This window comes from Nocardiopsis halotolerans DSM 44410 (assembly GCF_000341065.1).
Lineage (GTDB): Bacteria > Actinomycetota > Actinomycetes > Streptosporangiales > Streptosporangiaceae > Nocardiopsis > Nocardiopsis halotolerans.
This window is the reverse complement of the sequence record NZ_ANAX01000195.1, coordinates 1-24408: the sequence shown is the minus strand read 5'-3', so window position 1 is coordinate 24408 and position 24408 is coordinate 1. Positions and strand designations below refer to the sequence as shown.

Genomic DNA, 24408 nt, shown 5'->3' with positions numbered 1-24408 from the left:
CTCGCGGGACGTGGCGCGNCGTCACCGGCGCGGCGGGAGGCGGTCCGGGGTCGCGGGCACGGAACCATCCGAGGAACGCGACCTAGGCCTCGGCCAGCAGGTGGGCGTGCCCGGCCTCGCACGCGCCGATCGAGCTGATCAGCTGGGCCAGTCCCGGTTCGGTGACGGCCCCCGCCTGGTCCAGCCGGGCACTCGTCGCGGCGGCCTCCAGCACGCGCAGACCGGCGGTCCCCGGAGCCGTGTCCGGCGGGGGCTCCTCCGTGGCCGACGGGGACGCGGAGGCCACGGGCGGCACGTCCTCCGGCAGTGACTCCAGCAGTGCGTCCATGTGGGCCAGGTGGTGTTCCAGGAACCGTTCCAGCAGGTCCCGCGGCCCCACGCCCTCGGAGATCGCGGCCTCGTAGCGGGCCACCATGCGTTCCTTCTCCCGGATCACCGCGCGCAGCACGTGCACCTCCGGGGTCACGTCCGAGGGGTACCAGTCCCCTCCGCCGCACCCGGCCAGGCCCACGGCGCCCACCGCGGCCGTCGCGCCCAGCACCGTGCGACGGCTGACGCAGCCGATCCCCACGCGCCCTCCTCCCGTCCGACCCCCACATCCTTCCACGTTCCGCGCGGCACGGGGACACCGTGACCGCACGCGCCGACGCGCCCCGGCCACCGGCGGCGACCTGGAAGGGGTCCGGGAGTGGATACCCTTGCAGCACAACCGCCGTCGCGACCGCGACGCGTGGTCGGTCCGCGTCCCCCGGGAGGCGGACCGTTCAAGCCGAAGACTACGTACAGAGCTGGACCGCCCCGTACACCGGCCGGACGGCCGCGCGGGCGGGATTTCGCCGTTGGAGGGGCAACACGACATGGGAGCGCAGGCGCGCGAGGAGCGCATCGCCGAGCTGCTGGAGCCGGTACTGGCCGAGGCCGGACTGGACCTGGAGTCCGTCGAACTGACACCGGCGGGCAAGCGGCGGGTGCTGCGCGTGGTCGTGGACTCCGACAACGGGGTCGACCTGGACACGGTCGGCGAGGTCAGCCAGGAGGTGAACACCCTGCTGGACTCCTCCGACGTCATGGGCCAACAGCCCTACGTCCTGGAGGTCACCTCTCCCGGGGTGGACCGCCCGCTGACGCAGCCGAGGCACTGGCGCCGCTCCCGGGGCCGGCTGGTGATCGCCACCCTCACCGAGGGCGAGCAGGTCACCGGTCGCGTCACCGACGCCGACGACCAGGGGGTCACCCTGGACGTCGAGGGCCAGCCCCGCACCTTCACCCACGCCGAACTCGGCAAGGGCAGGGTCCAGGTGGAATTCCGTCGCGACGCCGACACCGACGCGGCGGACTAGAGGGGGAGCCCCGTGGACATTGACATGAGCGTTCTGCGCAGTCTGGAACGCGAGAAGGACGTCTCCGTCGAACTCGTGGCCAAGGCCATCGAGGACGCGCTGCTGATCGCCTACCACCGGGAGGAGGGCGCGGACAAGAGGGCCCGCGTCGAGCTCAACCGCTCCACCGGGCACGTGACCGTGTGGGTCGCGGAGACCGACGAGGACGGCGAGACCGTCGGGGAGTTCGACGGCACCCCCACCGGGTTCGGCCGCATCGCGACCTCCACCGCCAAGCAGGTCATCCTCCAGCGCCTGCGCGACGCCGAGGACGAACTGACGCTGGGCGAGTTCGCCGGGCGCGAGCACGACATCGTCTCCGGCATCATCCAGCAGGGCAAGGACCCCCGCAACGTGCTGGTGGACCTGGGCAAGATCGAGGCCGTCCTGCCTCCGCAGGAGCAGGTGCCCACCGAGGCCTACACCCACGGCGAGCGTCTGCGCGCCTACGTGGTGCAGGTCCGCAAGGGCCACCGCGGCCCCTCGGTCACGCTCTCGCGCACGCACCCCAACCTCGTGCGCAAGCTCTTCGAGCTGGAGGTCCCCGAGATCGCCGACGGCACCGTCGAGATCGCGGCGATCGCCCGCGAGGCGGGCCACCGCACCAAGATGGCCGTGCGCTCCAACCGGGGCGGGGTCAACGCCAAGGGCGCCTGCATCGGCCCGCTGGGCAGCCGCGTCCGCAACGTCATGGCCGAACTCCACGGGGAGAAGATCGACATCGTCGACCACTCCGAGGACCCGGCCGTGTTCGTCGCCAACGCCCTGTCCCCGGCGCGGGTCAACTCCGTGGAGGTCCTCGACCTGGCCGCCCGCGTCGCCCGCGTGATCGTGCCCGACTACCAGCAGTCCCTGGCGATCGGCAAGGAGGGCCAGAACGCCCGCCTGGCCGCGCGCCTGACCGGTTGGCGCATCGACATCCGCTCCGACGCCGAACCCTCCGAAACCATCAGGGAAGAGGGCGCGGACGAGGACGACGACGCCACCGCGACCGGCTGATCGGGTCGCGCCGATGCCTCGACACGATAGAGTGACCCCAGACGGTCCTGACCGTCCCGTGCGTACGTGTGTGGGGTGCCGGTCGCGGGCAGTCCAGTCCGACCTCGTACGGCTGGTGGCCGAGGGCACGGTCATCACGCCCGACACCCGGGGTCGACGTCCGGGGCGCGGCGCCTACCTGCACCGCGATCGGCGGTGCTTCGACCTCGCCGAGCGCCGCAGGGCCTGGTCCCGCGCCTACCGGAGGGGAGCGGGTGCCGCCGGGTGGGACTCCTCACTCGTGGCGGCCCTGATCGACGCCGCCCCGCGTGGCGGATCGGGTCAACGTTCCCGATAGGGTTGGAATGTCTGGGCCGATCTCTGGGTTGTACTGACCGAGGTCGGCGTCCAGTGCTGTGTCGGCACGTCAACCGGCCCATTGTTGTGTAGCGATGAGGAAGCAGGTCGAGATTGCGATGAGCGCCTGATGAGTACGCAGCGATGAGTAACTCGAGCTAACGACGGTCCGGCACAAGCCCATGTCCCGGACCGAAGCTGAAGGAGAGTAGTGGCGAAGGTCCGGGTATATGAACTCGCCAAGGAGTTCGGTGTAGAGAGCAAGGCCGTCCTGGCCAAGCTCAACGAGATGGGTGAATTCGTCCGATCGGCGTCCTCGACGATAGAGGCCCCGGTCGTGCGACGCCTACAGGAAGCTTTCAACAACGGTTCCGACGGAGCCGCCTCGAAGAAGCCGGGTCAGGCTCCCAAGCCCGGCCCGCGTCCCGCCGCGGAGGGCGGTGCCGCCCCGAAGCCGGGTCCGGCTCCCAAGCCCGGCCCCCGGCCGGGTCCCGCGCCCAAGCCCGGTCCGCAGGGTGAGGCCCCGAAGCCGGGCCCCGCTCCCAAGCCGGGTCCCAAGGGCCCCCGTGGCGAGGCCGGTCCCCGTCCCGGCGGTGCTCCCAAGCCCGGCGCTCCGGCGGGCCGTTCCGAGGGCGGCCGTTCCGAGCGCCCGCAGCGCGGCGACCGTCCCCAGCGCGGCGGTGACCGCCCCGAGCGCGGCGGGCCCCGTCCCGGTCCGCGCCCGTCCGGCCCGCGTCCGGGCAACAACCCGTTCGCGTCCAACGCCACCGGCATGGGCTCCAAGCCCGCCCCGCGTCCCGGCGGCGGCGCTCCGCGTCCGGGTGGCCCGCGTCCGGGCCCGCGTCCCGGTCCGCAGGGCGGCGGCGACCAGCGCGCCCCGCGTCCCGGCGGCGGCGCTCCGCGTCCGGGCGGTCCGCGTCCGGGCCCGCGTCCCGGCCCGCAGGGCGGCGGCGACCAGCGCGCTCCCCGTCCGGGCGGTGCCGCGGGCGCCCCGCGCCCGGGTGGCGCCGGAGGCGGCGCTCCGCGTCCCGGCCCCCGACCCGGTGGTCCGCGCCCCAGCCCGATGAACATGCCCTCGTCCCGTCCGACCCCGCCCCCGGGCGGCGGTCGCGGTGGCGGCGGCCGTCCCGGCGGCGGTGGCCGCGGTCGCGGGGCTCCCGCGGGCGCCGGTCCGCGTCCCGGCGGTGGCGGCGGTCGTCCGGGCGGCTTCGGCGGTCGTCCCGGTGGCGGCGGCCGTGGTCGCGGCGGCGGTACGGCCGGTGCGTTCGGACGCCCCGGCGGCCGTCCCGGACGTGCCCGCAAGTCCAAGAAGCAGCGGCGTCAGGAGTTCCACGACCTCCAGGCACCGTCGTTCGGCGGCGTCAAGATCCCGAGCGGCAACAACCAGACCATCCGTCTGTCCCGCGGCGCCTCGCTGTCGGACTTCGGCGACAAGATCGACGTCAACCCGGCGTCGCTCGTCCAGGTCATGATGCACCTGGGTGAGATGGTCACCGCGACCCAGTCCCTTCCGGACGAGACCCTGGTCCTGCTGGGCGAGGAGCTCAAGTACAGGGTCGAGGTCGTCAGCCCGGAGGACGAGGACCGCGAGCTGCTGGAGTCGTTCTCCATCGAGTTCGGTGAGAACGAGGGCACCTCCGAGGACCTGCGTCCGCGCCCGCCGGTGGTCACCGTCATGGGTCACGTCGACCACGGTAAGACCCGACTGCTGGACACCGTCCGCAAGACCAACGTCGTCAGCGGCGAGGCGGGCGGCATCACCCAGCACATCGGTGCCTACCAGGTCGCCACCGAGGTGGACGGTGAGGAGCGCAGGATCACCTTCATCGACACCCCGGGTCACGAGGCGTTCACCGCCATGCGTGCCCGTGGTGCGAAGGTCACCGACATCGCGGTGCTGGTCGTGGCCGCCGACGACGGCGTCAAGCCGCAGACGGCCGAGGCCATCGACCACGCCAAGGCGGCCGAGGTCCCGATCGTGGTCGCGGTCAACAAGATCGACGTCGAGGGCGCCGACCCGCAGCGGGTCCGTGCGCAGCTCACCGAGTACGGCCTGGTGGCCGAGGAGTACGGCGGCGACGTCCAGTTCGTGGACATCTCCGCGCTCAAGGGCGACAACATCGACGCCCTGCTCGAGTCGATCGTGCTGACCTCCGACGCGGCGCTCGATCTCCAGGCCAACCCGGAGATGGACGCGCAGGGTCTGGCCATCGAGGCCTACCTGGACCGCGGTCGCGGTTCCATGGCCACGGTGCTGGTCCAGCGCGGCACGCTCAACGTCGGTGACTCGATCGTCTGCGGTGACGCCTTCGGCCGCGTCCGCGCCATGCTCGACGAGCACGGCCGGAACGTGCAGAGCGCCGAGCCGTCCCGTCCGGTGCAGGTGCTGGGTCTGACCAACGTTCCCAGCGCCGGTGACAACTTCCTGGTCGTCAAGGACGACCGGGTGGCGCGGCAGATCGCCCAGCAGCGCGAGGCGCGCGAGCGCTTCGCCCAGCAGGCGCGCTCGGCCCGCCGGGTCACCCTCGACAACTGGCAGAACGCTCTGAAGGAGGGCGAGCGCTCCGAGCTGCTCCTCCTCATCAAGGGCGACATGTCCGGTTCCGTGGAGGCGCTGGAGGAGTCCCTGCTCAAGATCGACGCCGGTGGCGACGAGGTGAGCATCCGGGTCATCGGGCGCGGTGTCGGTGCGATCACGCAGAACGACATCAACCTGGCGGCGTCGGCGGACGCGATCATCGTCGGCTTCAACGTTCGGCCCGAGGGCAAGAACAGCCAGCTGGCGGACCGCATGGGCGTGGACATCCGGTACTACTCGGTGATCTACCAGGCCATCGACGAGATCGAGGCCGCCGTCAAGGGTCTCCTCAAGCCGGTCTACGAGGAGGTCCAGCTCGGCAGCGCCGAGATCCGCGAGGTCTTCAAGGTGCCCAAGATCGGCAACATCGCCGGTTCGATCGTCCGCAGCGGTCTCATCCGCCGCAACTCCAAGGCGCGGCTCATCCGCGAAGGGGTCGTCATCTCCGAGAACCTCAACGTGGAGTCGCTCCGCAGGTTCAAGGACGACGCGACCGAGGTCCGCGAGGGCTTCGAGTGCGGTATCGGTGTCGGCTACAACGACCTGAAGGTCGAGGACGTCATCGAGACCTACGAGATGCGGGAGAAGCCCCGCGACTGATCCTCGCGGAGCCTGATCCGACGGGGCCCCGGCCGTGTGGCCGGGGCCCTACGCTTGACGCCGAACACGGCCCACCACACAACCGAACACACCACAGGTGATCACTTGTACGTTGGGGCGCTGACCCTGGACGTCCTTCTCGGTGACGTCCACTCGCTCAAACAGAAGCGTTCGCTGGTCCGGCCGGTCGTCGCCGAGCTGCGCCGCAAGTTCTCCGTCTCGGTCTCCGAAGCGGGGGACCACGACCTGTACCGCCGGGCCAAGATCGGTGTCGCGGTGGTCGCGCCGACGGCGGCGCACGCCCGGGACCTGATGGACTCCTGCGAACGCTTCGTCGCGGGCCGTCCCGAACTGGAGCTGCTCTCCGCCAGGCAGCGGCTCTTCAACGAAGAGGAAGACTGACGATGGTTGACGCCGCACGCGCGCGCAAGATCGCCGACCGCATCCAGCGCATCGTCGCCGAGATGCTGGACCGGCGGATCAAGGACCCGCGCCTGGGATTCGTCACCGTGACCGACGCGCGCATCACCGCCGACCTGCGGGACGCCACGGTGTACTACACGGTGTTCGGCAGCTCGGAGGAGAAGGCCGCCTCCGCCGCCGCCCTGGAGAGCGCCAAGGGCGTGATCCGCAGCGAGGTGGGACGCCAGACCGGCATCCGGCACACGCCGAGCCTGACCTTCGTCGTCGACGAGGTCCAGGAGAACGCCCAGCACATCGAGGAACTGCTGCTCAAGGCGCGCCAGTCCGACGCGGAACTGGCCGAACGGGCCAGCGGGGCCAAGCCCGCGGGGGAGGCCGACCCGTACCGGACGCCCCGCGAGACCGAGTACGACGAGGACGAGTAACACCCCCGGCGGCGGCGCGTCCGTGCCGCCGCCCCGTTCCCTTCTTCGAGGAGTCCCATGGCCGAGAGCGGAGTCGTGGTCGTCGACAAGCCCGCCGACTGGACCTCGCACGACGTGGTCGCCAAGACGCGCGGGCTCGCGCGTACCCGCAGGGTGGGCCACGCGGGCACCCTGGACCCGATGGCCACCGGGGTCCTGGTGCTGGGCATCGAGAAGGGCACCAAACTGCTCGGCCACCTGACCCTGACGGAGAAGGTCTACGAGACCACCATCCGCCTGGGACTGACGACCAACACCGACGACGCCGAGGGCGAGCACGGTGACCGCGTGGACGCCTCCGGTGTCACCGAGGAGGCCGTGCGCGGGGCCGCCGCCCGGCTCACCGGAACCATCCAGCAGGTTCCGCCCCAGGTCAGCGCGATCAAGGTGGACGGCAAGCGCGCCTACAAGTCGGCGCGTGAGGGCAAGGAGGTGGCACTGAAGTCCCGCGCGGTCACCGTGGGGGAGTTCGCGGTCACCGGGATCCGCCGGGTGTCCGACACCGACGGGGAGTTCGTGGACGTGGACGCCTCCGTCACCTGTTCCAGCGGTACCTACATCCGCTCGTTGGCCCGCGACATGGGCGCCGACTTGGGCGTGGGCGGCCACCTGACCGCGCTGCGGCGCACCCGCGTGGGCCCCTACGACCTGTCCCGGGCGCGCACGCTGGACCAGCTGGCCCAGGAGTTCGCGCAGGTCCCGCTGGCCGAGGCCGTCGCCGCGGCCTTCCCGGCGCGGGTCCTGACCGAGGAGGAGACCGGCCGGATCCGGCACGGCAACCGGATCACCCCCGACACGTCGGGGAGCGGCCCGGTGGGCCTGTTCGCCCCGGACGGCCGGGTCGTCGCCCTGGGGGAGAACCGCCGGGACCACATGAAGCCCGTGGTGGTCTTCGAACCCGCCTGATCAGATCTTGATGACGGCCGCCCTCCCCGCGCACAGAGCCGTGAGGCCGTCGGGACCGGAGGTAAGGATCGTCGCCGGACCGGGCGCCTCGATGTCCTCGCTGATGTCCCGTTCGCCGTGGTACTCGGCCAATGCGTCGAGCCTCTTGTCGTCCATGGTCATCACACCCTTCTTTGGAACGTCCTCCGCTCCTTGGGAGTCATGTCACGATCGGTCACCACATACCAGGAGCGGTGGTCGTCGATCGCGTCCGCCAGGACGACCGTCGGGTGTCTTCCAGCGTAGGTCCGTCCGAGCAGGATGGTGCTTCCCTCGCGCCCCGGGAATGTCCGGTAGGGCGATTCGGCCGCCTGTTCCACCTCCTGCGGGATGACTCCGTGGCGGGCGATGTGCGCTTCGTTGGCGTCCGTCCAGTGAATCCATGTGTCCACGCTGAGTAACGTAATACCTTGTGATACGCACCGTGGAAGTAGGTCGAGGTTCCTGGGGCGATCTCCTTGGAGGCGCCACCGAACGTGCGTGTTCCGGGCCACACACCCCTTGTGTCGGTGGGGGACCCGCGGACGTGGCACCCTTGGTTCGGGCGGAACCCGAACACGCTGAGCGTGGCGGGCTCCGCGCGGATCCACGAGGAGCGACGAGCAGGGGAGCCGGACGTGCGGCGATGGGACGGGCTGGAGGGCGTTCCCTCCGGATGGGGGCGCTGTGTGGCGGCGGTCGGCGTGTTCGACGGGGTGCACCGGGGCCACCAGGCCATCCTGGCGACCGCCGTCGGACGCGGACGCGAACTCGGCCTCCCCGTGGTCGTGGTGACCTTCGACCCCCACCCCGAGACGGTGCTGCGCGGTACCACCCCGCCCGTGCTCACCCCCCTGGAACGGCGGCTGGAGCTGCTCGGCGAGCACGGTGCCGAGGCCGTGTGCGTCCTGCCCTTCACCAAGGACCTGTCCTCCCTGTCCCACGAGGAGTTCGTCCAGCGCGTCCTGGTCGACCGTCTGCACGCCTCGGCCGTGGTCGTGGGCGAGGACTTCCGCTTCGGGCACCGCGCGGCCGGTGACGTCGCCGCGCTGTCCGAACTGGGCGCCGAGCACGGCTTCACCGCCCACGGGGTCGCGCTGGTCGCCGACGGCGACACCATCACCTCCACGCGCGTGCGCGGACTGCTCGCCGAGGGCGACGTGGCAGGTGCCGCCACGCTGCTCGGCCGCCCGCACCGGGTCGGGGGCGAGGTCGTGCACGGCGCCGCGCGCGGCCGTGAGCTGCTGGGCTTCCCCACCGCCAACATGGACCTGCTCCCCGACACCGCGGTGCCCGGTGACGGCGTCTACGCGGGCTGGCTCGACCGCGCCGTTCCGGTCGCCGGAGGGGAGTCGCGCTGGCCCGCCGCCATCTCCGTGGGCACCAACCCCACCTTCGACGGCGCCGAGCGCACCGTGGAGGCCTACGCCCTGGACCGCGACGACCTGGACCTGTACGGACTGCGCATGTCGGTGGACTTCACCGTGCGCATCCGGGGCCAGGTGCGCTTCGACAGCATCGACGACCTCATCGCGCGCATGCGTGTGGACGTGGACGAGTGCCGCGAGCTCCTGAAGGGGGAGAGGGCGGGGTAGGGCACGGCCGGGGACCGTCCGGTCATGGCCCGTCACCTCGCGCTTTGCGGTAGGGTGGGCCGTGTCCACGTGTGCCCCACGACCGGCCGCCCTCCCGCGGTCCGTCGGGCCGGGGAGCGCGGTGCACCCACGCCGTCGGCGACGGTCCGCGCGCACCACACGAGACGGTGACTGTTCGTACGCGCGGTCACCGCGGCTGACCCCGGCTCCACGGCCGGGCCCGTCCCGCGTACCGACTTTCCAGAGAAGGAGCGACGTGTCGATCGACGCCGCCACCAAAGAGAAGATCATCGCCGAGTACGCCACCAAGGAAGGCGACACCGGCTCTCCCGAGGTCCAGATCGCGCTGATGACGCACCGCATCACCGAGCTGACCGAGCACCTCAAGGAGCACAAGCACGACCACCACAGCCGCAGGGGTCTGCTGCTGATGGTCGGTCGCCGCCGCCGTCTGCTCAAGTACGTGGCCAAGCAGGACATCACCCGCTACCGCTCGCTGATCGAGCGCCTGGGTCTGCGCCGCTAGGCCGACCGGCGGGAGTGGCTTCGGCTGCTCCCGCTTTGTTAGTAAGGTGTGACGCGACGGTGGTCGTGCATCGCCGTCCGCCACAATTCCACAGTGAGGAACACCCGCTCCCCCCGGTCGCGGAATCGGGGCCGGTCCTCGGTAGTGGTCCCCGGACATCCCCGCCAGGGTATGCCGTGGGCTTCGATCGATGACCGGCCGTCATCAACTCCGGGGCACGGACGCGGGAAGACGAACACGATCGCGCCCAGGGCACCGCCGTGCCCGGCGCGACGAACGCGAACACGTGTAGTAGGAGGTCGCCCATGGAGGGCGTGTACTCGGCCGAAGCCGTCATCGACAACGGCTCCTTCGGCACCCGCACCATCCGCTTCGAGACCGGTCGCCTGGCCCGACAGGCCGCCGGTTCGGCCACGGTGTACCTGGACGACGACACCGTCGTGCTGTCCGCCACCACCGCCTCGAAGCGCCCCAAGGAGAACCTCGACTTCTTCCCCCTGACGGTGGACGTCGAGGAGCGCATGTACGCCGCGGGTCGCATCCCCGGCTCCTTCTTCCGGCGTGAGGGCCGTCCCTCCGAGGACGCCATCCTCACCTGCCGCCTGATCGACCGGCCGCTGCGCCCGTCGTTCAAGAAGGGCCTGCGCAACGAGATCCAGATCGTCGAGACGGTCCTGGCCCTGCACCCCGAGCACCTGTACGACGTCGTCGCCATCAACGCGGCCTCGATGTCCACCCAGATCGCCGGGCTGCCCTTCTCCGGCCCGATCGGCGGCGTGCGCGTCGCTCTCATCGACGGCCAGTGGGTGGGCTTCCCGACCCACGCCGAGCTGGAGAGGGCCACCTTCGACATGGTGGTCGCCGGTCGCGTCCTGGAGGACGGCGACGTCGCCATCATGATGGTGGAGGCCGAGTCCACGGTCCACACCCTCAAGCTGGTCTCCGAGGGCGCCGTCGGCCCCAACGAGCAGACCGTCGCCGAGGGTCTGGAGGCCGCCAAGCCCTTCATCAAGGTCCTGTGCAAGGCCCAGCAGGCCGTCGCCGAGCAGGGCAGCCGCGAGCAGGGCGAATACCCGATCTTCCTCGACTACGAGGACGACGTGTACGCCGCCGTGGAGAGCTCGGTCCGCGAGGAGCTGTCCAAGGCGCTCACCATCGCCGACAAGCAGGAGCGCGAGGCCGAGCTGGACCGCGTCAAGACCGCGGCGGGCGAGAAGCTCGCCGAGGACTTCGAGGGACGCGAGAAGGAGATCGGCGCCGCCTTCCGCTCGCTGAGCAAGCAGCTCATGCGTGAGCGCGTGCTGCGCGACCAGATCCGGATCGACGGCCGCGGCCCCAAGGACATCCGCCAGCTCAGCGCCGAGGTCGGCGTCCTGCCGCGGGTGCACGGCTCGGCCCTCTTCGAGCGCGGTGAGACCCAGATCATGGGTGTGACCACGCTCAACATGCTGCGCATGGAGCAGACGGTTGACACGCTCAACCCGGACAAGACCAAGCGCTACATGCACAACTACAACTTCCCGCCCTACTCCACCGGTGAGACCGGCCGGGTGGGCTCGCCCAAGCGGCGCGAGATCGGGCACGGCGCCCTCGCCGAGCGCGCCCTGCTCCCGGTCCTGCCCTCCCGCGAGGAGTTCCCCTACGCCATCCGTCAGGTGTCGGAGGCCCTGGGCTCCAACGGCTCCACCTCGATGGGTTCGGTCTGCGCCTCCACGATGTCCCTGATGGCGGCCGGTGTGCCCCTCAGGGAGATGGTGTCGGGCATCGCCATGGGCCTGATCAGCGAGGGCGACGAGTTCGTCACGCTGACCGACATCCTCGGCGCCGAGGACGCGTTCGGCGACATGGACTTCAAGGTCGCCGGTACCCGTGAGCTCATCACGGCCCTCCAGCTGGACACCAAGCTCGACGGCATCCCCGCCGAGCAGTTGGCGCTCGCGCTCCAACAGGCCCGCGGCGCCCGCCTGGCCATCCTCGACGTCATGCAGGAGGCCATCGAGCGTCCGGCCGAGATGAGCCCGAACGCCCCGCGCATCCTCACCGTCAAGGTCCCGGTGGAGAAGATCGGCGAGGTCATCGGCCCCAAGGGCAAGATGATCAACTCGATCCAGGACGACACCGGCGCCGAGATCACGATCGAGGACGACGGCACGATCTACATCGGCGCCACCGACGGGCCCTCCGCCGAGGCCGCGCGGGACACGGTCAACCAGATCGCGAACCCGACGATGCCCGAGGTCGGCGACCGTTACCTGGGCACCGTCGTCAAGACCACCACGTTCGGCGCGTTCGTGTCGCTGCTGCCCGGCAAGGACGGCCTGCTGCACATCTCGCAGATCCGCAAGCTGCACGGCGGCAAGCGGATCGAGAACCTCGACGACGTGATCAGCATCGGCGAGAAGATCCAGGTCGAGATCCGCGAGATCGACGACCGCGGCAAGCTGTCGCTGGTCCCGGTCGAGGTCGTGGAGGCCGAGGCCGCCAAGTCCGCCGAGGGCGAGGAGGCCCCGGCCGAGGGCAACGGCGCTGAGAACGGCGAGAAGAGCGGCGGGGACGCCCCGCGCCGCCGTCGCCGCCGCAGCTCGGGCGGGCGTTCCGAGAACACCTGATCCGCAACGCACACCGGGGCGGTCGCATCGCTGGATGCGGCCGCCCCGGCGCGTATCCTCGGCTGGAGCCGCCGGGTGGACCAGCCACCGACGCCCCCGACGAAGAAGAAGGATTCATGAGCTCTGTCCCCATCGCCGCCGAGCAGGACCCGGGCACGACCGTGACGCTGCTGGAACCGGACGGCGGTACCGGACTGGTGCGCCGCACGGTGCTTCCCGGCGGTCTGCGCGTGGTCACCGAGGCCGTGCCGGGCGTCCGGTCCGTCGCGTTCGGAATCTCGGCGACCACTGGCTCCCGCGACGAGGACTCCGCGCACGCGGGGTCGGCGCACTTCCTGGAGCACCTGCTGTTCAAGGGGACCAAGGAACGTTCGGCGCTGGAGATCTCCGCGCTGTTGGACGGTGTGGGCGCCGACCACAACGCCTACACCACCAAGGAGCACACCTGCTACTACGCCAAGGTGCTCGACCGCGACATGCCCCTGGCGATCGACGTCGTCGGTGACATGGTGGCCAACTCGGTGCTCGACGAGGGGGAGGTGGAGACCGAGCGGGGCGTGATCCTGGAGGAGATCGCCATGTACGAGGACGAGCCCGCCGACCTGGTGGACGACGTCTTCGCCGCGCACTTCTTCGGGGACTCGCCGCTGGGACGTCCGATCCTGGGCACGACCGACACCATCGAGGCGCTCTCCCGCGACCGGATCGCCGAACAGTACCGCGACGCCTACGTGCCCGGCGAGCTGATCGTGACCGCCGCGGGCAGCCTGGACCACGACGTGGTGGTGGACCGGGTCCGGGAGCTGTTCGCCGAGCGGTCGGCCGCCGCCGGGGACGCCCGCCCTGCGCGTCCCCGCATGGGCGGCTCCCCGGTCCCCACGTACGACGGCACGGTGGTGCAGTCGCGCGAGACCGAGCAGGCGCACATCATCCTGGGGACGGAGGGGCTGAGCCGCACCGATCCGCGCTGGCACGCGCTGCGCCTGCTCAGCGCCGCCCTGGGCGGCGGGATGTCCTCCCGCCTGTTCCAGGAGGTGCGGGAGAAGCGCGGTCTGGCCTACGCGGTGCACGCCTACCACACCGGCTACGCCGACACCGGAAACTTCCAGGTCTACGCGGGCTGCCTGCCGGAGAAGGCCGACGAGGTCATCCGGGTGTGCCGCGACGAACTGGAGAAGGTGGCCACCTCGGGGATCACCGCCGAGGAGCTGACCCGGGCCAAGGGCCAGATCCAGGGATCGCTCGTGATGGGCAGTGAGGGCACCAACGCGCGGATGGGCAGGCTGCTCTCGCACGAGCTGAACCGGCCGCGCCACTACTCGATCGACGAGAGCCTGGCGATGTTCGACGCGGTGACCGGGGCGGACGTGGCCGAGGTGGCCGCCGACCTGCTGGCCCGGCCGCGCACGCTGGCCGTGATCGGCCCCTACGAGGCCGACCGGACCTTCTGACCGGGAAGGCCGTCGGAGAGCGCCGCCTCTCCGGCCGTCGCTCCCGCCCTCCCCGTGGACCCCGGGGCGCTCCGCGACACGCGGCGGTGCCCCGGGGTCTCGTGTTCACCTCTGGCGGTGCCCGTGCCGGGGACCGGCGTGCACCCCCGCCGCTCAGGCGCCGAACCCGCGCAGCAGGTCGTCGCGCGCACGGGCGACCCGCGAGCGGATCGTCCCCACGGGGACTCCGGCCAGGTGCGCGGCCTCGGCGTAGGTCAGCCCCTTCACCTGGGTGAGGACGAAGGCCTGTCGTCGTTCGGCCGTGAGCCCCTCCACCAGGGAGAGCAGGGCCACGTGCTCGTCGAAACGGGTCGCGTGTCCGGGCAGCAGGTCCCAGTCGGGCGGACGCACGCAGTCGGGTCGGGCGGCGTCGTGGCGGTAGCGGTCGGCGACGGTGTTGCGGGCGATGGCCAGGAGCCAGGTCCGGGCGGGGGCGCGTCCGGCGAACCGGGGCAGGCCGCGCAGCGCCCGCAGGTAGGTCTCCTGGCTGAGCTCCTCGACGCGGTCGGGATGGACCCTGCGGGAGATGTAACGGGTGACGTCGGCACGGGTGCGCCGGACGAACGCGTCCAGCGCGGCGGTCGAGCCCTCCCGGGCGTCGAGCGCCAGCCGGTCGAGTTCGCGGTCGCGCTCCTCGGCGGATCCGGGGCTCCCCCCGGTGGCTGACGGAACGGTCGTGGGCGGGCCCGCGGGGTGGTCCGCCCGGGGGTGGTGTGCGGGTTGTCGGGACGGCTGTCGCGCCCGACGCCGCTCCTGGGAGGTGGTGTGGATGGGCATCGCTGCTCCGGGTTCCGGGCGCGCACGACCGGCCCGGTGGCCGGTGGCCTCGGGCGGCGGTGCGCGCGGTGGCGGGAGGCGTGTGGGACCGGCTGGACACCGGACCCGGACACGCGGGAACCGGGCGTGCCCCAAGCCGCGCGTGACGCGGTGGGAGGGCGGCACGGCGCCGTACGGGCACGCGGGGCGCGTTCCCCGTGCCCGTTCCGAACACCGCGAACCGAGGGGACGGCGGTGAGGACGGGAGGACCGGGGAACACGGCTAGAGCGCCGGTGGACCCCGCAGGACCAGACTGTGCCGCAGGTAGGGCGTGACGGGAGCGGGCGTGTTCCGCTCCGGGAGCGGGGCCGGGGGCACCCGCTCGGGTAGTGCGCGCGGGACCGCGAGCACCAGGACGGGCAGCAGCGCGGCGGCGGCCAGCCGCAGGTAAGAGAAGAGCGCGGCCTCGCCCTGGCGGAGCCACCAGGCGCACACCGCGCCCGCGACCAGGTGGGCCACGAGCATCTCGGTGCCGCCCGAGGCGGCCTCCACGGCGGCGGGGCCGGACGCGTGGGCGCCGTGGGCACCCGCCGACTGCGCCATGGAGAACACCAGGTGCAGGGCCAGCTGGCCCCACGCCATCCACCCCGCGATCGCGCCGAGTCCGCGTTCGCGGCCCGTCGCGGACCAGGCGAACGCGTAGACCAGGGCGGCGCCCACGAGCAGGCCGACGAGCGGGACGCCGTGGTCCGAGGTCAGCGTGTGGCCGCCCACGGACACGGCGGAGCACACCGAGGCGAACACCCCGGCGCGGGCCGCGCGCAGGGGTGGCCGCTCCGTCATGGCCTCATCGTCGCATCCGTTCCGCCCGTGTCGGTTCCGGGGGCGCGTCAGGCTTCGAGCAGCGTCTGCCCCACGTACCCTCCCTCCGCGCAGCCGGGCGGGACGGCGAACACCGCCGAGCCCACGGCGGTCGTCCACTCGTTGAGCAGGTCCAGCTCGTCCAGCCGCTGCTGGACGGGCACGAACTGGCGCAGCGGGTCGGCCTGGAAGGACGCGAACAGCAGCCCCGCGTCCTGGCCGCCGGAGTCCCGGTGGTCGTAGTTGTAGGCGCGCCGGAAGATCCGCTGCCCCGGGTCGCCGGTGCGCGCCCGGCGTATGTGCGCGAAGTCGGCGATGACGGTCAGGCCGGACTCGTCCTTGGCCGTCAGATCCGCCTCGTCGTGTTCGTCCTCGCCGGTCAGCGGCGCGCCGTTGTCCAGGCGGCGGCCGATGACCGCCTCCCGCGCGGGCCGGTCCAGCTCGTCCCACGTGTCCAGGTGGGTGGCGATCCGTCGCAGCACCAGGCTCGTTCCTCCCCCCAGCCACCGTGGTTTATCGCCGCCCCACACCAACCGTTCGAAGTCCTCGGTCCCCGGCGCCGGGTTGACCGTGCCGTCCACCTGCCCCATCAGGTTGCGCATGGTGGTGCCCTCGGGCTGGGAGCCGTGGGCACGGCGGAACCCGGTCTGGGTCCACCGCACCCGCGCGAAGGACCGTGAGTCCTTGAGCATCATCCGCACCGCGTGCGAGACGGTGACGGGATCGTCCGCGCACACCTGGAGCAGCAGGTCCGCCTCGCCCCAGGCCGGATCGATCCGATCGTGGTCGAACTCCGGCAGCGGACCCAGCCAGTCCGGAACCGCCGCACGGTCCACCCGCTCCACCAGCCCTCTGCCGAAACCGAACGTGGTGGTGAGCCGGGCCGGGACCTCGGCGAGTTCGGGTTCGGTGTCGGCCAGGGCGGGTTCCCCCCGGGACATGCGCGCCGCGTCGTCGCTGAGCAGCCGCATGAGGCGCCGGATCCCCCCAGCGTCGGTCTCCGGTTCCAGGTCCAGGGCGATGAACGTGCCGTGCGCCTGCGGCGGCGTCTCCACACCCGCCTGGTGGGCACCGTGGAACGGGACGGTCAGTGTGCCGTTGGGGGCGGGCCCCTCGGGAGTCGGCGCCGGTTCCGCGGCCCACCGGTGGGCGAGTGCGCCCCCGGCGGCGCCGGCACCGGCGGCGGCGCCCAGGAGCAGGCCCCTGCGGCTGAGCCGCGCCTTGCCGTCACCCATCAGTGGTCCCCGTGCCCCTCGTGCTCCGTGTCCTCGCCCTCCTGCGCCTGCTCATCTCCGTAGTCCTCGTTGGCCCCGGCGTAGTCCTTGACGGACGCGGTGAACCCGGTGGTGGAACCGTCGGAGAACTCCACGGTGACGGTCGCCTCGACGCCCGGTTCGAGGTCCTCGGTCAGCTCCATGAGCATGATGTGGTCGGCGCCGGGCTCCAGCGCCCGGCTGCCCCCGGCGGGGATGGGGAACCCGCCCTCCTTCTCGCGCATGGTGCCGTCCGTGCCCTCGGTGACGACCTCGTGCAGCTCGACCATCCCGGCCCCGTCGTAGCTGGCCGAGACGAGGGTGATCTCCTCGTCGGAGCCGTTGACCAGTTCCCCGAAGACACCGGTCATGCCCTCCTCGGTGGTGGCGGCCTTGATCCAGGGGGCGGTCACTGAGAAGGCGTCGGCGGCGGTTGCCGAGGCGGCTGACTCCGCGGTCCCCTCCTGGGCGGCGTCCTCCGCCGGGACCCCGTTCCCGCCACAGGCGGTGAGGGTGAGCCCGAGGCAGAGCAGTGAGGCGGTCCATGCGATGCGGGCGGTGCGGGTGCGGTTCATGTTCCCTCCGTGGGGTGCGGGCCGCGTCCTCGCGGCCGTTCCCCCTACGGGTCGGGTTCCGCCCCCGTCCGGTTCCCGGCCTCCGGAGGGTCGTCGCCACACGCGACGGGGGTCCCGCGGGAAGCCACTTCCCGCGGGACCCCCGTCGGATCGTGCGCCGTCGGGCTAGGACCTGCCCCGTGAGCGCTTGCGGATGGTGATGGGCCGGGGCTTGCGGACGTTGGCGGCGCCGTGCACCACCACCTCCAGCAGCCCCTCGCCGTAGCTGGCCTCGATGTCGTCCTCGTCCACCGCCTCCGGGAGGCTGATCTCCCGGCGGAACGTGCCCATGAACCGCTCCGAGGAGTAGTAGATGACGTCGTCGTCGTCCCGTCGGCGTTCGCCGCTGACGGTGAGGATGCCGTTGTTGAGGCTCACGGCCACCTCATGTTCCTGGACGCCCGGCAACTCGCAGCGGATGACCAGGTCGTCGCCCCGGGCGAGGATGTCGGTGGGGGGACTCCAGGCGTCGGCGTGTCCGCGCTCGCGCTCACCGGCGTTGCCGGTCTCCATCGAGGACATGCTGTCGGAGATGCGGTTCATCTCCGTGATCATGTCCACCACGCCGTGGAAGGGGTTGTTGAATCGCTTCGGCGCCACGGCGGCCTCCTTTCCTCGTGCTGTCGGGAACTACTCGCGCTTCTGTTTCTCCGGGGACCGGCCGGTCGAGCGCCGTTCCTGGGAGCGCTGTTCCTGGGAGCGCCTCTCCTCGGTGCTCCCCGGTTTGGGTTCGTTCGAGAGTGCCTTGCCCAGGCCCCACACCATGAGCAACAGGATGATCGCGAAAGGCAGTCCCGTCACCACGGAGGCGGCCTGGAGCGCCGTCAGCGCGTTCTCACCGCCCAGCACCAGCAGGACCAGGGTGACCGCGCCCTCGCTGATGGCCCAGAAGGCGCGGTGGGCCTTGACCGGATGGATGCTTCCGCCACTCGCGAGCGTGTCCACCACCAGGGACCCGGAGTCGGAGGAGGTGATGAAGAAGACCGCCACCACGGTGATGAGCAGGACGGAGATGACGGAGCCGATGATCGGCCCCACGGGCAGCATCTCGATCATGCGGAAGGAGCGCTGAGCCTCGTCCAGTCCGCTCAGGCCGGCGTCCCGGAACAGTTCGTAGTACAGGCCGGAGCCGCCGAACACGCCGAACCACAGGATGGACACGGCGACCGGGGCGAACAGCGCGCCGAGGATGAACTCGCGGATGGTGCGGCCGTAGGAGACCCGGGCCAGGAAGATGCCGACGAACGGGGCCCAGGAGATCCACCAGCCCCAGTAGAAGATGGGCCACGCGGTGGTCCATGCGGCGGCCGTCTCGTCCATGAGCGGGCTGGGGAAGGCCAGGCTCCATTCGATGATGTTGCTCAGGTAGTCGCCCGCGGCCGTGGTCATGATGCTGATGTTCCACAGCTTGGGCCCCAGGACGAAGACGGTCACCATCAGGAGGAACGCCAGCCACAGGTTGATCATCGACAGGCGCCGGATGCCCTTGTCGATGCCCGCGAGCACGCTGACGAGTGCGATCGCGGTGATCGCGATGATGATGATCGACTGCACGAGGGAGTTCGACGGGATGCCGAAGACGTGGTTGAGTCCGCCGTTGATCTGGAGCGTGCCCAGGCCCAGCGAGGTGGCCAGACCGAAGATCGTGCCGAAGATCGCGACGATGTCCACGATGTGTCCGGGCCAGCCGAAGACGCGGTCGCCCAGGAGCGGGTAGAGCGCGGAGGCGGGGCGCAGGGGGAGCCCCTTGCGGAAGGCGAAGTAGCCCAGTGACAGGCCGAGCGCGATGTAGATGGCCCAGGGGTGGAAGCTCCAGTGGAAGTAGCTCAGGGACAGGGCCTCGGTCGCCGCCTCGGGCAGGGGCGGTTCACCCTCCGGCGTGACGAACTCGGCCGAGCGCGGAGAGGTCAGGTGGTGGATGGGCTCCGACACGCCCCAGAACACCAGGCCGATTCCCATGCCGGTGGTGAAGAGCATGGCGAACCAGGGCAGCGTTCCGAACTCGGGTCGGGAGTCGTCCGGGCCCAGGCGGATCTTCCCGAACCGGCTGAACAGGAGGAAGAGTGCCACCAGGAGGAAGAAGGTGGTGGACAGGACGTAGAGCCAACCGAGCTTCGCGCCGATCCAGTCGCGGGCCGTGGTGGCCGCGTTCAGGAGCGGCTCGGTGGCCACGATGCCGAAGACGACGAAGGCGATGATCACGATCCCGGATACTCCGAAGACCGTGGGGTTGGTGTGTTCGCGGATGTACTCGCGTAGGGATGAGATGGTGGCTCCTTCCCAGCCCCAAAGGGTCGAATACCCCTGGTCGGGGGATGACGGGCCGGCGAGGGCCCGCCCACGGACATGTCCCGTGGGATGGTAGATGCCAAAGGCGATCTCGTGAAGCAACAGCACAACCGTGGAGTGTTGGCTTACGAGAGACGAAGTATGCTTTCAGCCGCTATGTGACCCTTTTTTGCCTGTTCAGGGCACTGGTCGGGTCTCAGGGAAGCCCGGACGGGCGGGTACGGCACGGGACGCGCGCGGTCTACTCCGGGTTCGCGGCCAGCCGGTCGAGGGTGCCGCCGATCCGGTCCAGCCAGTCCGCGATCGTGGCCAACTCCTCCACCGAGTAGTCGGCGTGCGCGGCGGTCATCGCCTCGCGCATTCCGGGGGCGGTCTCGGCGCCCATGCGTTCGGCCTCCGCGGTCAGACGGACGGCGACCTTGCGCCGGTCCTCGGGGTGGCGGGTGCGCTCGACCAGCCCGTGCGCCTCCAACCGGTCGACCACTCCGGTCACCGAACCGGTGGACAGGCACAGGCTGTCGGCGATCTCCCCGGGGGTCATGGAACCGCCCACGCGCAGCAGTGTGTAGCACTGGAAGTCGGTCGGGTTCATCCCCGAGCGCTCCGCCATCCGGTGCAGCAGTCGGATGAGCCGTACGGCGAGTCGCTGTCCGTCGGTCTGGAGCGCGTCGTAGAGTTCGCCCCGCGGCCTGACCTCGGGCTCCACCGCCCGGGACCCTTCGGAACCGGGAGGAGAGGATGCGGCCGACGCGGTGTCCATGGGTCCTCTCTCGCGCTCGCGCGACCGGCGCCTTCCGGTCGTCCCTGGAAGTCTAGGGCGTTCCGCGAGGGCGCGCCTCCCGTCGCACGGCGGAACGCGTGTCAGCGGAGCACGTCCCGTGACACCGGGGGCTGATCCGTTTTGGGGCGGGAAATGGTTCGGATAACAAGATTCATGGAAAGTAAGGCTTATGGGGCCCGAAAACCATCCTGGGAGGACGTCGTCAACCCCATCCTGAACACCCACCCCCACCACGAGAACGCGGGAGCCGCGGACGACCGCGCGGCCCTGGACGAGGCCCTGCGCCGCTATCTCGACCGCAGGCTCCGCGAGGCCGGGCGCGTCGACGGCGAGTTCGGCGGTGACCTGGCCGGGGTGACCGTCCGCTTCACCCTGGACGGGGGCAAACGGATGCGGTCACTGCTCGCCTGGTGGGGATGGATCACGGGCGGAGGCGCCTCCCATGGAGACACCGCGCGCTCCGCACGCCAGGCCTGCGCCGCCGTGGAACTCGTCCAGACCATCGCCCTCGTCCACGACGACGTGATGGACGGCTCGCCGATCCGCCGGGGCCGCCCCTCGGTGCACGCCGCCTACACCCTCGAACACGGGAGGGACGGACTCGTCGGCNGCGGCCCCCCCGGCCGGTACGGCGAGGCACTGGCCGTGCTCGTGGGCGATCTGGCCCTGGCCTGGGCCGACGACATGCTCGCCGAGGCCCTGCCGGACGTCCCCGAGCCCGGTCGGGCGCGCGCCGTGTGGCGCGCTCTGCGCACCGAGATCATGGCGGGGCAGTTCCTCGATCTGCGTGTCCAGGCCCGCCGGGAGCGCTCCGAGGAGGCGGCCCTACGGGTGGACCTGCTCAAGACGGCGTCCTACAGCGTCGAACGCCCCCTGCACCTGGGCGCGGCGATGGCCGGGGCCGCCCCGGCGGTGGTGGAGGCCCTGCGCGGCTACGGCAGGGACGTCGGTGTCGCCTTCCAGCTCAGGGACGACCTCCTCGGCGTCTACGGGGACAGTTCCCGGACCGGCAAGCCGGTGGGCGAGGACGTCCGTGAGGGCAAGTGCACCCTGCTGCTCGCGACCGGCCTCCGACTGGCACGCGAACGCGGGGACACCGCGACGCTGCGGCTGCTCGACCGGGTCGGCGCCCCCGGCGCGGACGTGGACCCAGGCGAGGTGGCCGACGCCCTGGACCGTCTCGGCGCCCGCGACCTGGTGCGCGGCAGGTGTCGGGAACTCGCCGCCCGGGGCGGGGCCCGTTTGGACGGGATCGACGCGCCGAAGCCCGCGCTGGAGGGTCTGCGGGCGCTGGCCGAACTGACGGCGGGGGAGGGCGTGTGACGCCACGTGCGAGGCGGGCGACCGCCGCACCCGGGAGGGGTACCGCCGTGTCCGGCGCGGAGGGCGCCACACCGCACGCGGCACCGCGAAGGATCCGGTCCGGGCCGCGAGGACGCGACCCCGTGGTCGTCGTGGGCGCGGGCCTGTCCGGCCTGGCCTGCGCCCTGCACCTGCTGGGAGCGGGGCGCGAGGTCACCGTGGTCGAGCGCGAGGCGCATCCGGGCGGGCGCGCGGGGCGGCTCGACCTGGACGGCTTCCGGATCGACACCGGCCCCACCGTGCTCACCATGCCCGAACTGCTCGACGAGGCCCTGGGCGCGGTCGGCGAGACCGTGGCGGACCGGTTGGACCTGGTGCCGCTGAGCCCCGCCTACCGAGCTTCCTTCGCCGACGGATCGGTGATCGACGTGCACACCGAGCGCGAGGCGATGGCCGCCGAGGTCGCCCGTGCGGCCGGTCAGCGCGAGGCCGACGGGTACCTGCGGCTGCGCGACTGGCTCACCCGGCTGTACCGGGTGGAGATGCGCTCGTTCATCGACGCCCAGTTCGACTCGCCGCTGGACCTGGTCCGCCCCGACCTGTTCCGGCTCGCAGCGATGGGCGGTTTCGGCAGACTGGCCCCGGCGGTGGGCCGCCACGTCCGCGACGAGCGCCTGCGCCGGATCTTCTCCTTCCAGTCGCTGTACGCGGGGGTGGCGCCGCGCGGTGCCCTGGCCGCCTACGCCGTCATCGCCTACATGGACACCGTCGCCGGGGTGTACTTCCCCCGGGGCGGGATGAGCGCGCTGGGCGACGCCCTGGCGGGAGCGGTCGCCAAGGCCGGGGGGACCCTCCGCTACGGGCGTGAGGTCACCCGGCTCGAACGGGCCGGGACGAGGGTGACCGCCGTGGTCACCGGGGACGGGGAGCGCCTGGCCTGCGACCAGCTGGTGCTCACCGCGGACTTGCCCGCCGCCCACCGGCTGCTCGGCCACACGCCCCGGCGTCCCGTCGCCGCGCGCTACTCGCCCTCGGCGGTCGTGCTGCACCTGGGCACCGACCGCACCTGGGAGCACCTGGGGCACCACACGATCTCCTTCGGTGACGCGTGGCGGCGCACCTTCACCGAGATCATCCGCGAGGGCCGCACCATGAGCGACCCCTCCCTGCTGGTCACCCAGCCCACCCGCACCGACCCGTCGCTGGCCCCGGAGGGCCGCCACCTGCTGTACGTACTCGCTCCGGCGCCCAACCTGGCCGCGGGACGCGTCGACTGGGACCGTGAGGGGCCGCGCTACCGGGACCACCTGGTCGGGGTGCTGGAGGAACGCGGTCTGACCGGACTGGGCGACTCCGTGCGCGCGGAGCACCTGGTCACCCCGGCGGACTGGGCGCGTCAGGGGCTCGCACACGGTACGCCGTTCTCGCTGTCGCACACCTTCGCGCAGACCGGGCCGTTCCGGCCGCGCAACACCGTCCCGGGCGTCTCCAACGCCGTCCTGGCCGGATGCGGGACCACCCCGGGGGTCGGCCTGCCGACCGTGCTCATCTCGGGCAAGCTCGCCGCCGCCAGGGTGCTCCAACGGACGGGAGGCCGCCGATGAGCGCGGGAACCACGGAACTGGACGCGGCGGGGATCACCGGTCGGCCGCTGAGGGAGGCCTACCTCCGGTGCCGGGCCCTGCACGCCCACCACGGGCGCACCTACTACACGGCCACGCGGGTGCTGCCACCCGAACGCAGACCCGGGGTGCACGCGCTGTACGGCTTCGCGCGGTGGGTGGACGACATCGTCGACGAACCTCCACCCGGAACGACGATCAAGGACCAGACCGCGCGGCTGGACGGTATCGACGCCGACCTCGCCCGGGTCCTGGGCGGGCGGCGCGCGAGGGAGCCGGAGAACGCGCCCGTCCTGGACGCCCTCGCGCACACGGTTGACCGGTACGCGCTGCCGCACGCCTACTTCACGGCGTTCATGTCCTCCATGCGCATGGACCTGACCGTCACCGGCTACCGCGACCTGGAACACCTGCGCGAGTACATGTACGGCTCGGCGGCGGTGATCGGCCTCCAGGTGCTGCCGGTCCTGGGGACGGTCACCTCCCGGGAGGAGGCGGCCCCGCACGCCGCGGCGCTGGGCGAGGCCTTCCAGCTGACCAACTTCCTGCGGGACGTGTCCGAGGACCTGCGGCGCGGCCGTGTCTACGTGCCCCGGGACGTGCTGGACGCCCACGGCGTGGACCGGGAGCTGCTGGAACAGTGCCGTCGGGCCGGGGAGTCCCATCCGCGCGTGAGGGAGGCCCTCGCCGAACTGGTGGAGGTCAACCAGGGCTTCTACCGGCGCGCCCGACCCGGGATCGCGATGCTCTCCCCCGTGGCCCGTCCGTGTGTCGCCACCGCCTTCCGGCTCTACCGCGCGATCCTGGACGAGGTGCGCGCGGCCGACTACGACGTGTGGAGCGTTCGGCACCGTGTCTCGGACACCCGCAAGGCGGTCGCCGCCGTGCCCGCCCTCGCACGCTCCCTGGTGGCGCGCTCGCTCCGGGGCCGGGTGCCGCGCCCGCGGACCGGCTGAGGGGGCGGGCCGCTCCGCTTCGCGACCCTCGACCCGGGAGGACTCCGGTG

24 protein-coding genes are annotated in these 24408 nt (G+C 71.7%); 14 read left to right on the top strand and 10 right to left on the bottom strand.

Translation table 11 applies throughout. The features are described from left to right. Positions 1–82: 82 nt before the first annotated feature. Positions 83–571 carry a ferritin-like domain-containing protein gene (locus D455_RS0114840; RefSeq protein WP_017571501.1) on the bottom strand — a complete coding sequence of 163 codons (489 nt, stop codon included), beginning with the start codon at positions 569–571 and terminating at the stop codon, positions 83–85. 286 nt (positions 572–857) lie between these two features. Between D455_RS0114840 and rimP the strand changes: the two genes are divergently transcribed. From rimP to truB, 7 genes are all read left to right on the top strand, one after another. Next, the gene (gene rimP, locus D455_RS0114835; protein ID WP_017571500.1) at positions 858–1340 is read left to right on the top strand and encodes a ribosome maturation factor RimP; all 483 of its coding nucleotides are present in this window, start codon (positions 858–860) and stop codon (positions 1338–1340) included. A gap of 24 nt (positions 1341–1364) precedes the next feature. Then, the gene (gene nusA, locus D455_RS0114830; RefSeq protein WP_017571499.1) at positions 1365–2378 is read left to right on the top strand and encodes a transcription termination factor NusA; all 1014 of its coding nucleotides are present in this window, start codon (positions 1365–1367) and stop codon (positions 2376–2378) included. Positions 2379–2391: 13 nt separating this feature from the next. Next, positions 2392–2715, top strand: a complete 324-nt coding sequence (locus tag D455_RS30520; RefSeq protein ID WP_083922241.1) for a YlxR family protein — start codon at positions 2392–2394, stop codon at positions 2713–2715. 210 nt (positions 2716–2925) lie between these two features. Next, positions 2926–5892, top strand: coding sequence for a translation initiation factor IF-2 (gene infB, locus D455_RS0114820; protein WP_017571497.1), 2967 nt, complete (start codon positions 2926–2928; stop codon positions 5890–5892). Between the two features lie 105 nt (positions 5893–5997). Next, complete coding sequence (locus D455_RS0114815) at positions 5998–6294, top strand: DUF503 domain-containing protein (protein WP_017571496.1); 297 nt, start codon at positions 5998–6000, stop codon at positions 6292–6294. Positions 6295–6296: 2 nt separating this feature from the next. Next, positions 6297–6740, top strand: a complete 444-nt coding sequence (gene rbfA / locus D455_RS0114810; protein WP_017571495.1) for a 30S ribosome-binding factor RbfA — start codon at positions 6297–6299, stop codon at positions 6738–6740. A gap of 57 nt (positions 6741–6797) precedes the next feature. Next, entirely contained in the window at positions 6798–7685 is an 888-nt protein-coding gene (gene truB / locus D455_RS0114805; RefSeq protein ID WP_017571494.1) for a tRNA pseudouridine(55) synthase TruB, read from the top strand. Here the strand turns inward: truB and D455_RS35400 are convergent, their stop codons facing one another. Both D455_RS35400 and D455_RS30515 read right to left on the bottom strand, forming a co-directional pair. Continuing rightward, the gene (locus D455_RS35400; RefSeq protein ID WP_160167847.1) at positions 7686–7847 is read right to left on the bottom strand and encodes a hypothetical protein; all 162 of its coding nucleotides are present in this window, start codon (positions 7845–7847) and stop codon (positions 7686–7688) included. It lies immediately after the preceding gene. Beyond that, the gene (locus tag D455_RS30515; RefSeq protein WP_017571492.1) at positions 7847–8116 is read right to left on the bottom strand and encodes a BrnT family toxin; all 270 of its coding nucleotides are present in this window, start codon (positions 8114–8116) and stop codon (positions 7847–7849) included. Before D455_RS30515 ends, D455_RS35400 begins: the two co-directional genes overlap by 1 nt. Positions 8117–8341: 225 nt before the next feature. On the opposite strand from D455_RS30515, the gene D455_RS0114790 reads away from it, so the two are divergent. The 4 genes from D455_RS0114790 (at position 8342) to D455_RS0114775 (ending at position 13884) form a co-directional block, all read left to right on the top strand. Then, on the top strand, positions 8342–9298 hold the full coding sequence (locus D455_RS0114790; protein ID WP_026122640.1) for a bifunctional riboflavin kinase/FAD synthetase: 957 nt from the start codon (positions 8342–8344) through the stop codon (positions 9296–9298). Between the two features lie 256 nt (positions 9299–9554). Next, a complete protein-coding gene (gene rpsO / locus D455_RS0114785) occupies positions 9555–9824 on the top strand; it encodes a 30S ribosomal protein S15 (protein WP_017571490.1) in 270 nt (89 codons plus the stop codon). 305 nt (positions 9825–10129) lie between these two features. Next, entirely contained in the window at positions 10130–12433 is a 2304-nt protein-coding gene (locus D455_RS0114780; protein WP_017571489.1) for a polyribonucleotide nucleotidyltransferase, read from the top strand. A gap of 116 nt (positions 12434–12549) precedes the next feature. Further along, the gene (locus tag D455_RS0114775) at positions 12550–13884 is read left to right on the top strand and encodes a M16 family metallopeptidase (RefSeq protein WP_017571488.1); all 1335 of its coding nucleotides are present in this window, start codon (positions 12550–12552) and stop codon (positions 13882–13884) included. 153 nt (positions 13885–14037) lie between these two features. Here the strand turns inward: D455_RS0114775 and D455_RS30510 are convergent, their stop codons facing one another. From D455_RS30510 to D455_RS0114740, 7 genes are all read right to left on the bottom strand, one after another. Continuing rightward, positions 14038–14700, bottom strand: a complete 663-nt coding sequence (locus D455_RS30510; protein ID WP_017571487.1) for a sigma-70 family RNA polymerase sigma factor — start codon at positions 14698–14700, stop codon at positions 14038–14040. A 262-nt stretch (positions 14701–14962) separates the two neighbouring features. Continuing rightward, on the bottom strand, positions 14963–15523 hold the full coding sequence (locus D455_RS0114765) for a hypothetical protein (RefSeq protein ID WP_017571486.1): 561 nt from the start codon (positions 15521–15523) through the stop codon (positions 14963–14965). Between the two features lie 47 nt (positions 15524–15570). After that, positions 15571–16776 carry a Dyp-type peroxidase gene (locus D455_RS0114760; protein WP_017571485.1) on the bottom strand — a complete coding sequence of 402 codons (1206 nt, stop codon included), beginning with the start codon at positions 16774–16776 and terminating at the stop codon, positions 15571–15573. Further along, complete coding sequence (locus D455_RS0114755; protein ID WP_017571484.1) at positions 16776–17369, bottom strand: copper chaperone PCu(A)C; 594 nt, start codon at positions 17367–17369, stop codon at positions 16776–16778. Before D455_RS0114755 ends, D455_RS0114760 begins: the two co-directional genes overlap by 1 nt. 165 nt (positions 17370–17534) lie before the next feature. Continuing rightward, a complete protein-coding gene (locus D455_RS0114750; protein WP_017571483.1) occupies positions 17535–18008 on the bottom strand; it encodes an Hsp20/alpha crystallin family protein in 474 nt (157 codons plus the stop codon). 30 nt (positions 18009–18038) lie between these two features. Beyond that, the gene (locus D455_RS30505) at positions 18039–19610 is read right to left on the bottom strand and encodes a BCCT family transporter (RefSeq protein ID WP_017571482.1); all 1572 of its coding nucleotides are present in this window, start codon (positions 19608–19610) and stop codon (positions 18039–18041) included. A gap of 328 nt (positions 19611–19938) precedes the next feature. Continuing rightward, complete coding sequence (locus D455_RS0114740; RefSeq protein ID WP_026122639.1) at positions 19939–20457, bottom strand: MarR family winged helix-turn-helix transcriptional regulator; 519 nt, start codon at positions 20455–20457, stop codon at positions 19939–19941. 174 nt (positions 20458–20631) lie between these two features. Between D455_RS0114740 and D455_RS0114735 the strand changes: the two genes are divergently transcribed. From D455_RS0114735 to D455_RS0114725, 3 genes are all read left to right on the top strand, one after another. Next, positions 20632–21801, top strand: a complete 1170-nt coding sequence (locus D455_RS0114735; RefSeq protein ID WP_017571480.1) for a polyprenyl synthetase family protein — start codon at positions 20632–20634, stop codon at positions 21799–21801. Positions 21802–21923: 122 nt separating this feature from the next. Beyond that, positions 21924–23384 carry a phytoene desaturase family protein gene (crtI, locus tag D455_RS0114730; protein WP_017571479.1) on the top strand — a complete coding sequence of 487 codons (1461 nt, stop codon included), beginning with the start codon at positions 21924–21926 and terminating at the stop codon, positions 23382–23384. Next, positions 23381–24358 carry a phytoene/squalene synthase family protein gene (locus D455_RS0114725; protein WP_017571478.1) on the top strand — a complete coding sequence of 326 codons (978 nt, stop codon included), beginning with the start codon at positions 23381–23383 and terminating at the stop codon, positions 24356–24358. Before crtI ends, D455_RS0114725 begins: the two co-directional genes overlap by 4 nt. The last annotated feature ends 50 nt before the right edge of the window (positions 24359–24408 follow it).

Excerpts from the sequence above, each read along its gene's own strand:
- rbfA (WP_017571495.1), top strand. The coding sequence starts at position 6,297 with ATGGTTGACGCCGCACGCGCGCGCAAGATCGCCGACCGCATCCAGCGC.
- D455_RS0114725 (WP_017571478.1), top strand. The coding sequence starts at position 23,381 with ATGAGCGCGGGAACCACGGAACTGGACGCGGCGGGGATCACCGGTCGG.
- truB (WP_017571494.1), top strand. The coding sequence starts at position 6,798 with ATGGCCGAGAGCGGAGTCGTGGTCGTCGACAAGCCCGCCGACTGGACC.
- D455_RS0114765 (WP_017571486.1), bottom strand. The coding sequence starts at position 15,523 with ATGACGGAGCGGCCACCCCTGCGCGCGGCCCGCGCCGGGGTGTTCGCC.
- D455_RS0114740 (WP_026122639.1), bottom strand. The coding sequence starts at position 20,457 with ATGGACACCGCGTCGGCCGCATCCTCTCCTCCCGGTTCCGAAGGGTCC.
- D455_RS0114755 (WP_017571484.1), bottom strand. The coding sequence starts at position 17,369 with ATGAACCGCACCCGCACCGCCCGCATCGCATGGACCGCCTCACTGCTC.
- D455_RS35400 (WP_160167847.1), bottom strand. The coding sequence starts at position 7,847 with ATGACCATGGACGACAAGAGGCTCGACGCATTGGCCGAGTACCACGGC.
- nusA (WP_017571499.1), top strand. The coding sequence starts at position 1,365 with ATGAGCGTTCTGCGCAGTCTGGAACGCGAGAAGGACGTCTCCGTCGAA.
- D455_RS0114760 (WP_017571485.1), bottom strand. The coding sequence starts at position 16,776 with ATGGGTGACGGCAAGGCGCGGCTCAGCCGCAGGGGCCTGCTCCTGGGC.
- D455_RS30520 (WP_083922241.1), top strand. The coding sequence starts at position 2,392 with ATGCCTCGACACGATAGAGTGACCCCAGACGGTCCTGACCGTCCCGTG.
- D455_RS0114780 (WP_017571489.1), top strand. The coding sequence starts at position 10,130 with ATGGAGGGCGTGTACTCGGCCGAAGCCGTCATCGACAACGGCTCCTTC.
- rimP (WP_017571500.1), top strand. The coding sequence starts at position 858 with ATGGGAGCGCAGGCGCGCGAGGAGCGCATCGCCGAGCTGCTGGAGCCG.
- D455_RS0114775 (WP_017571488.1), top strand. The coding sequence starts at position 12,550 with ATGAGCTCTGTCCCCATCGCCGCCGAGCAGGACCCGGGCACGACCGTG.
- D455_RS30510 (WP_017571487.1), bottom strand. The coding sequence starts at position 14,700 with ATGCCCATCCACACCACCTCCCAGGAGCGGCGTCGGGCGCGACAGCCG.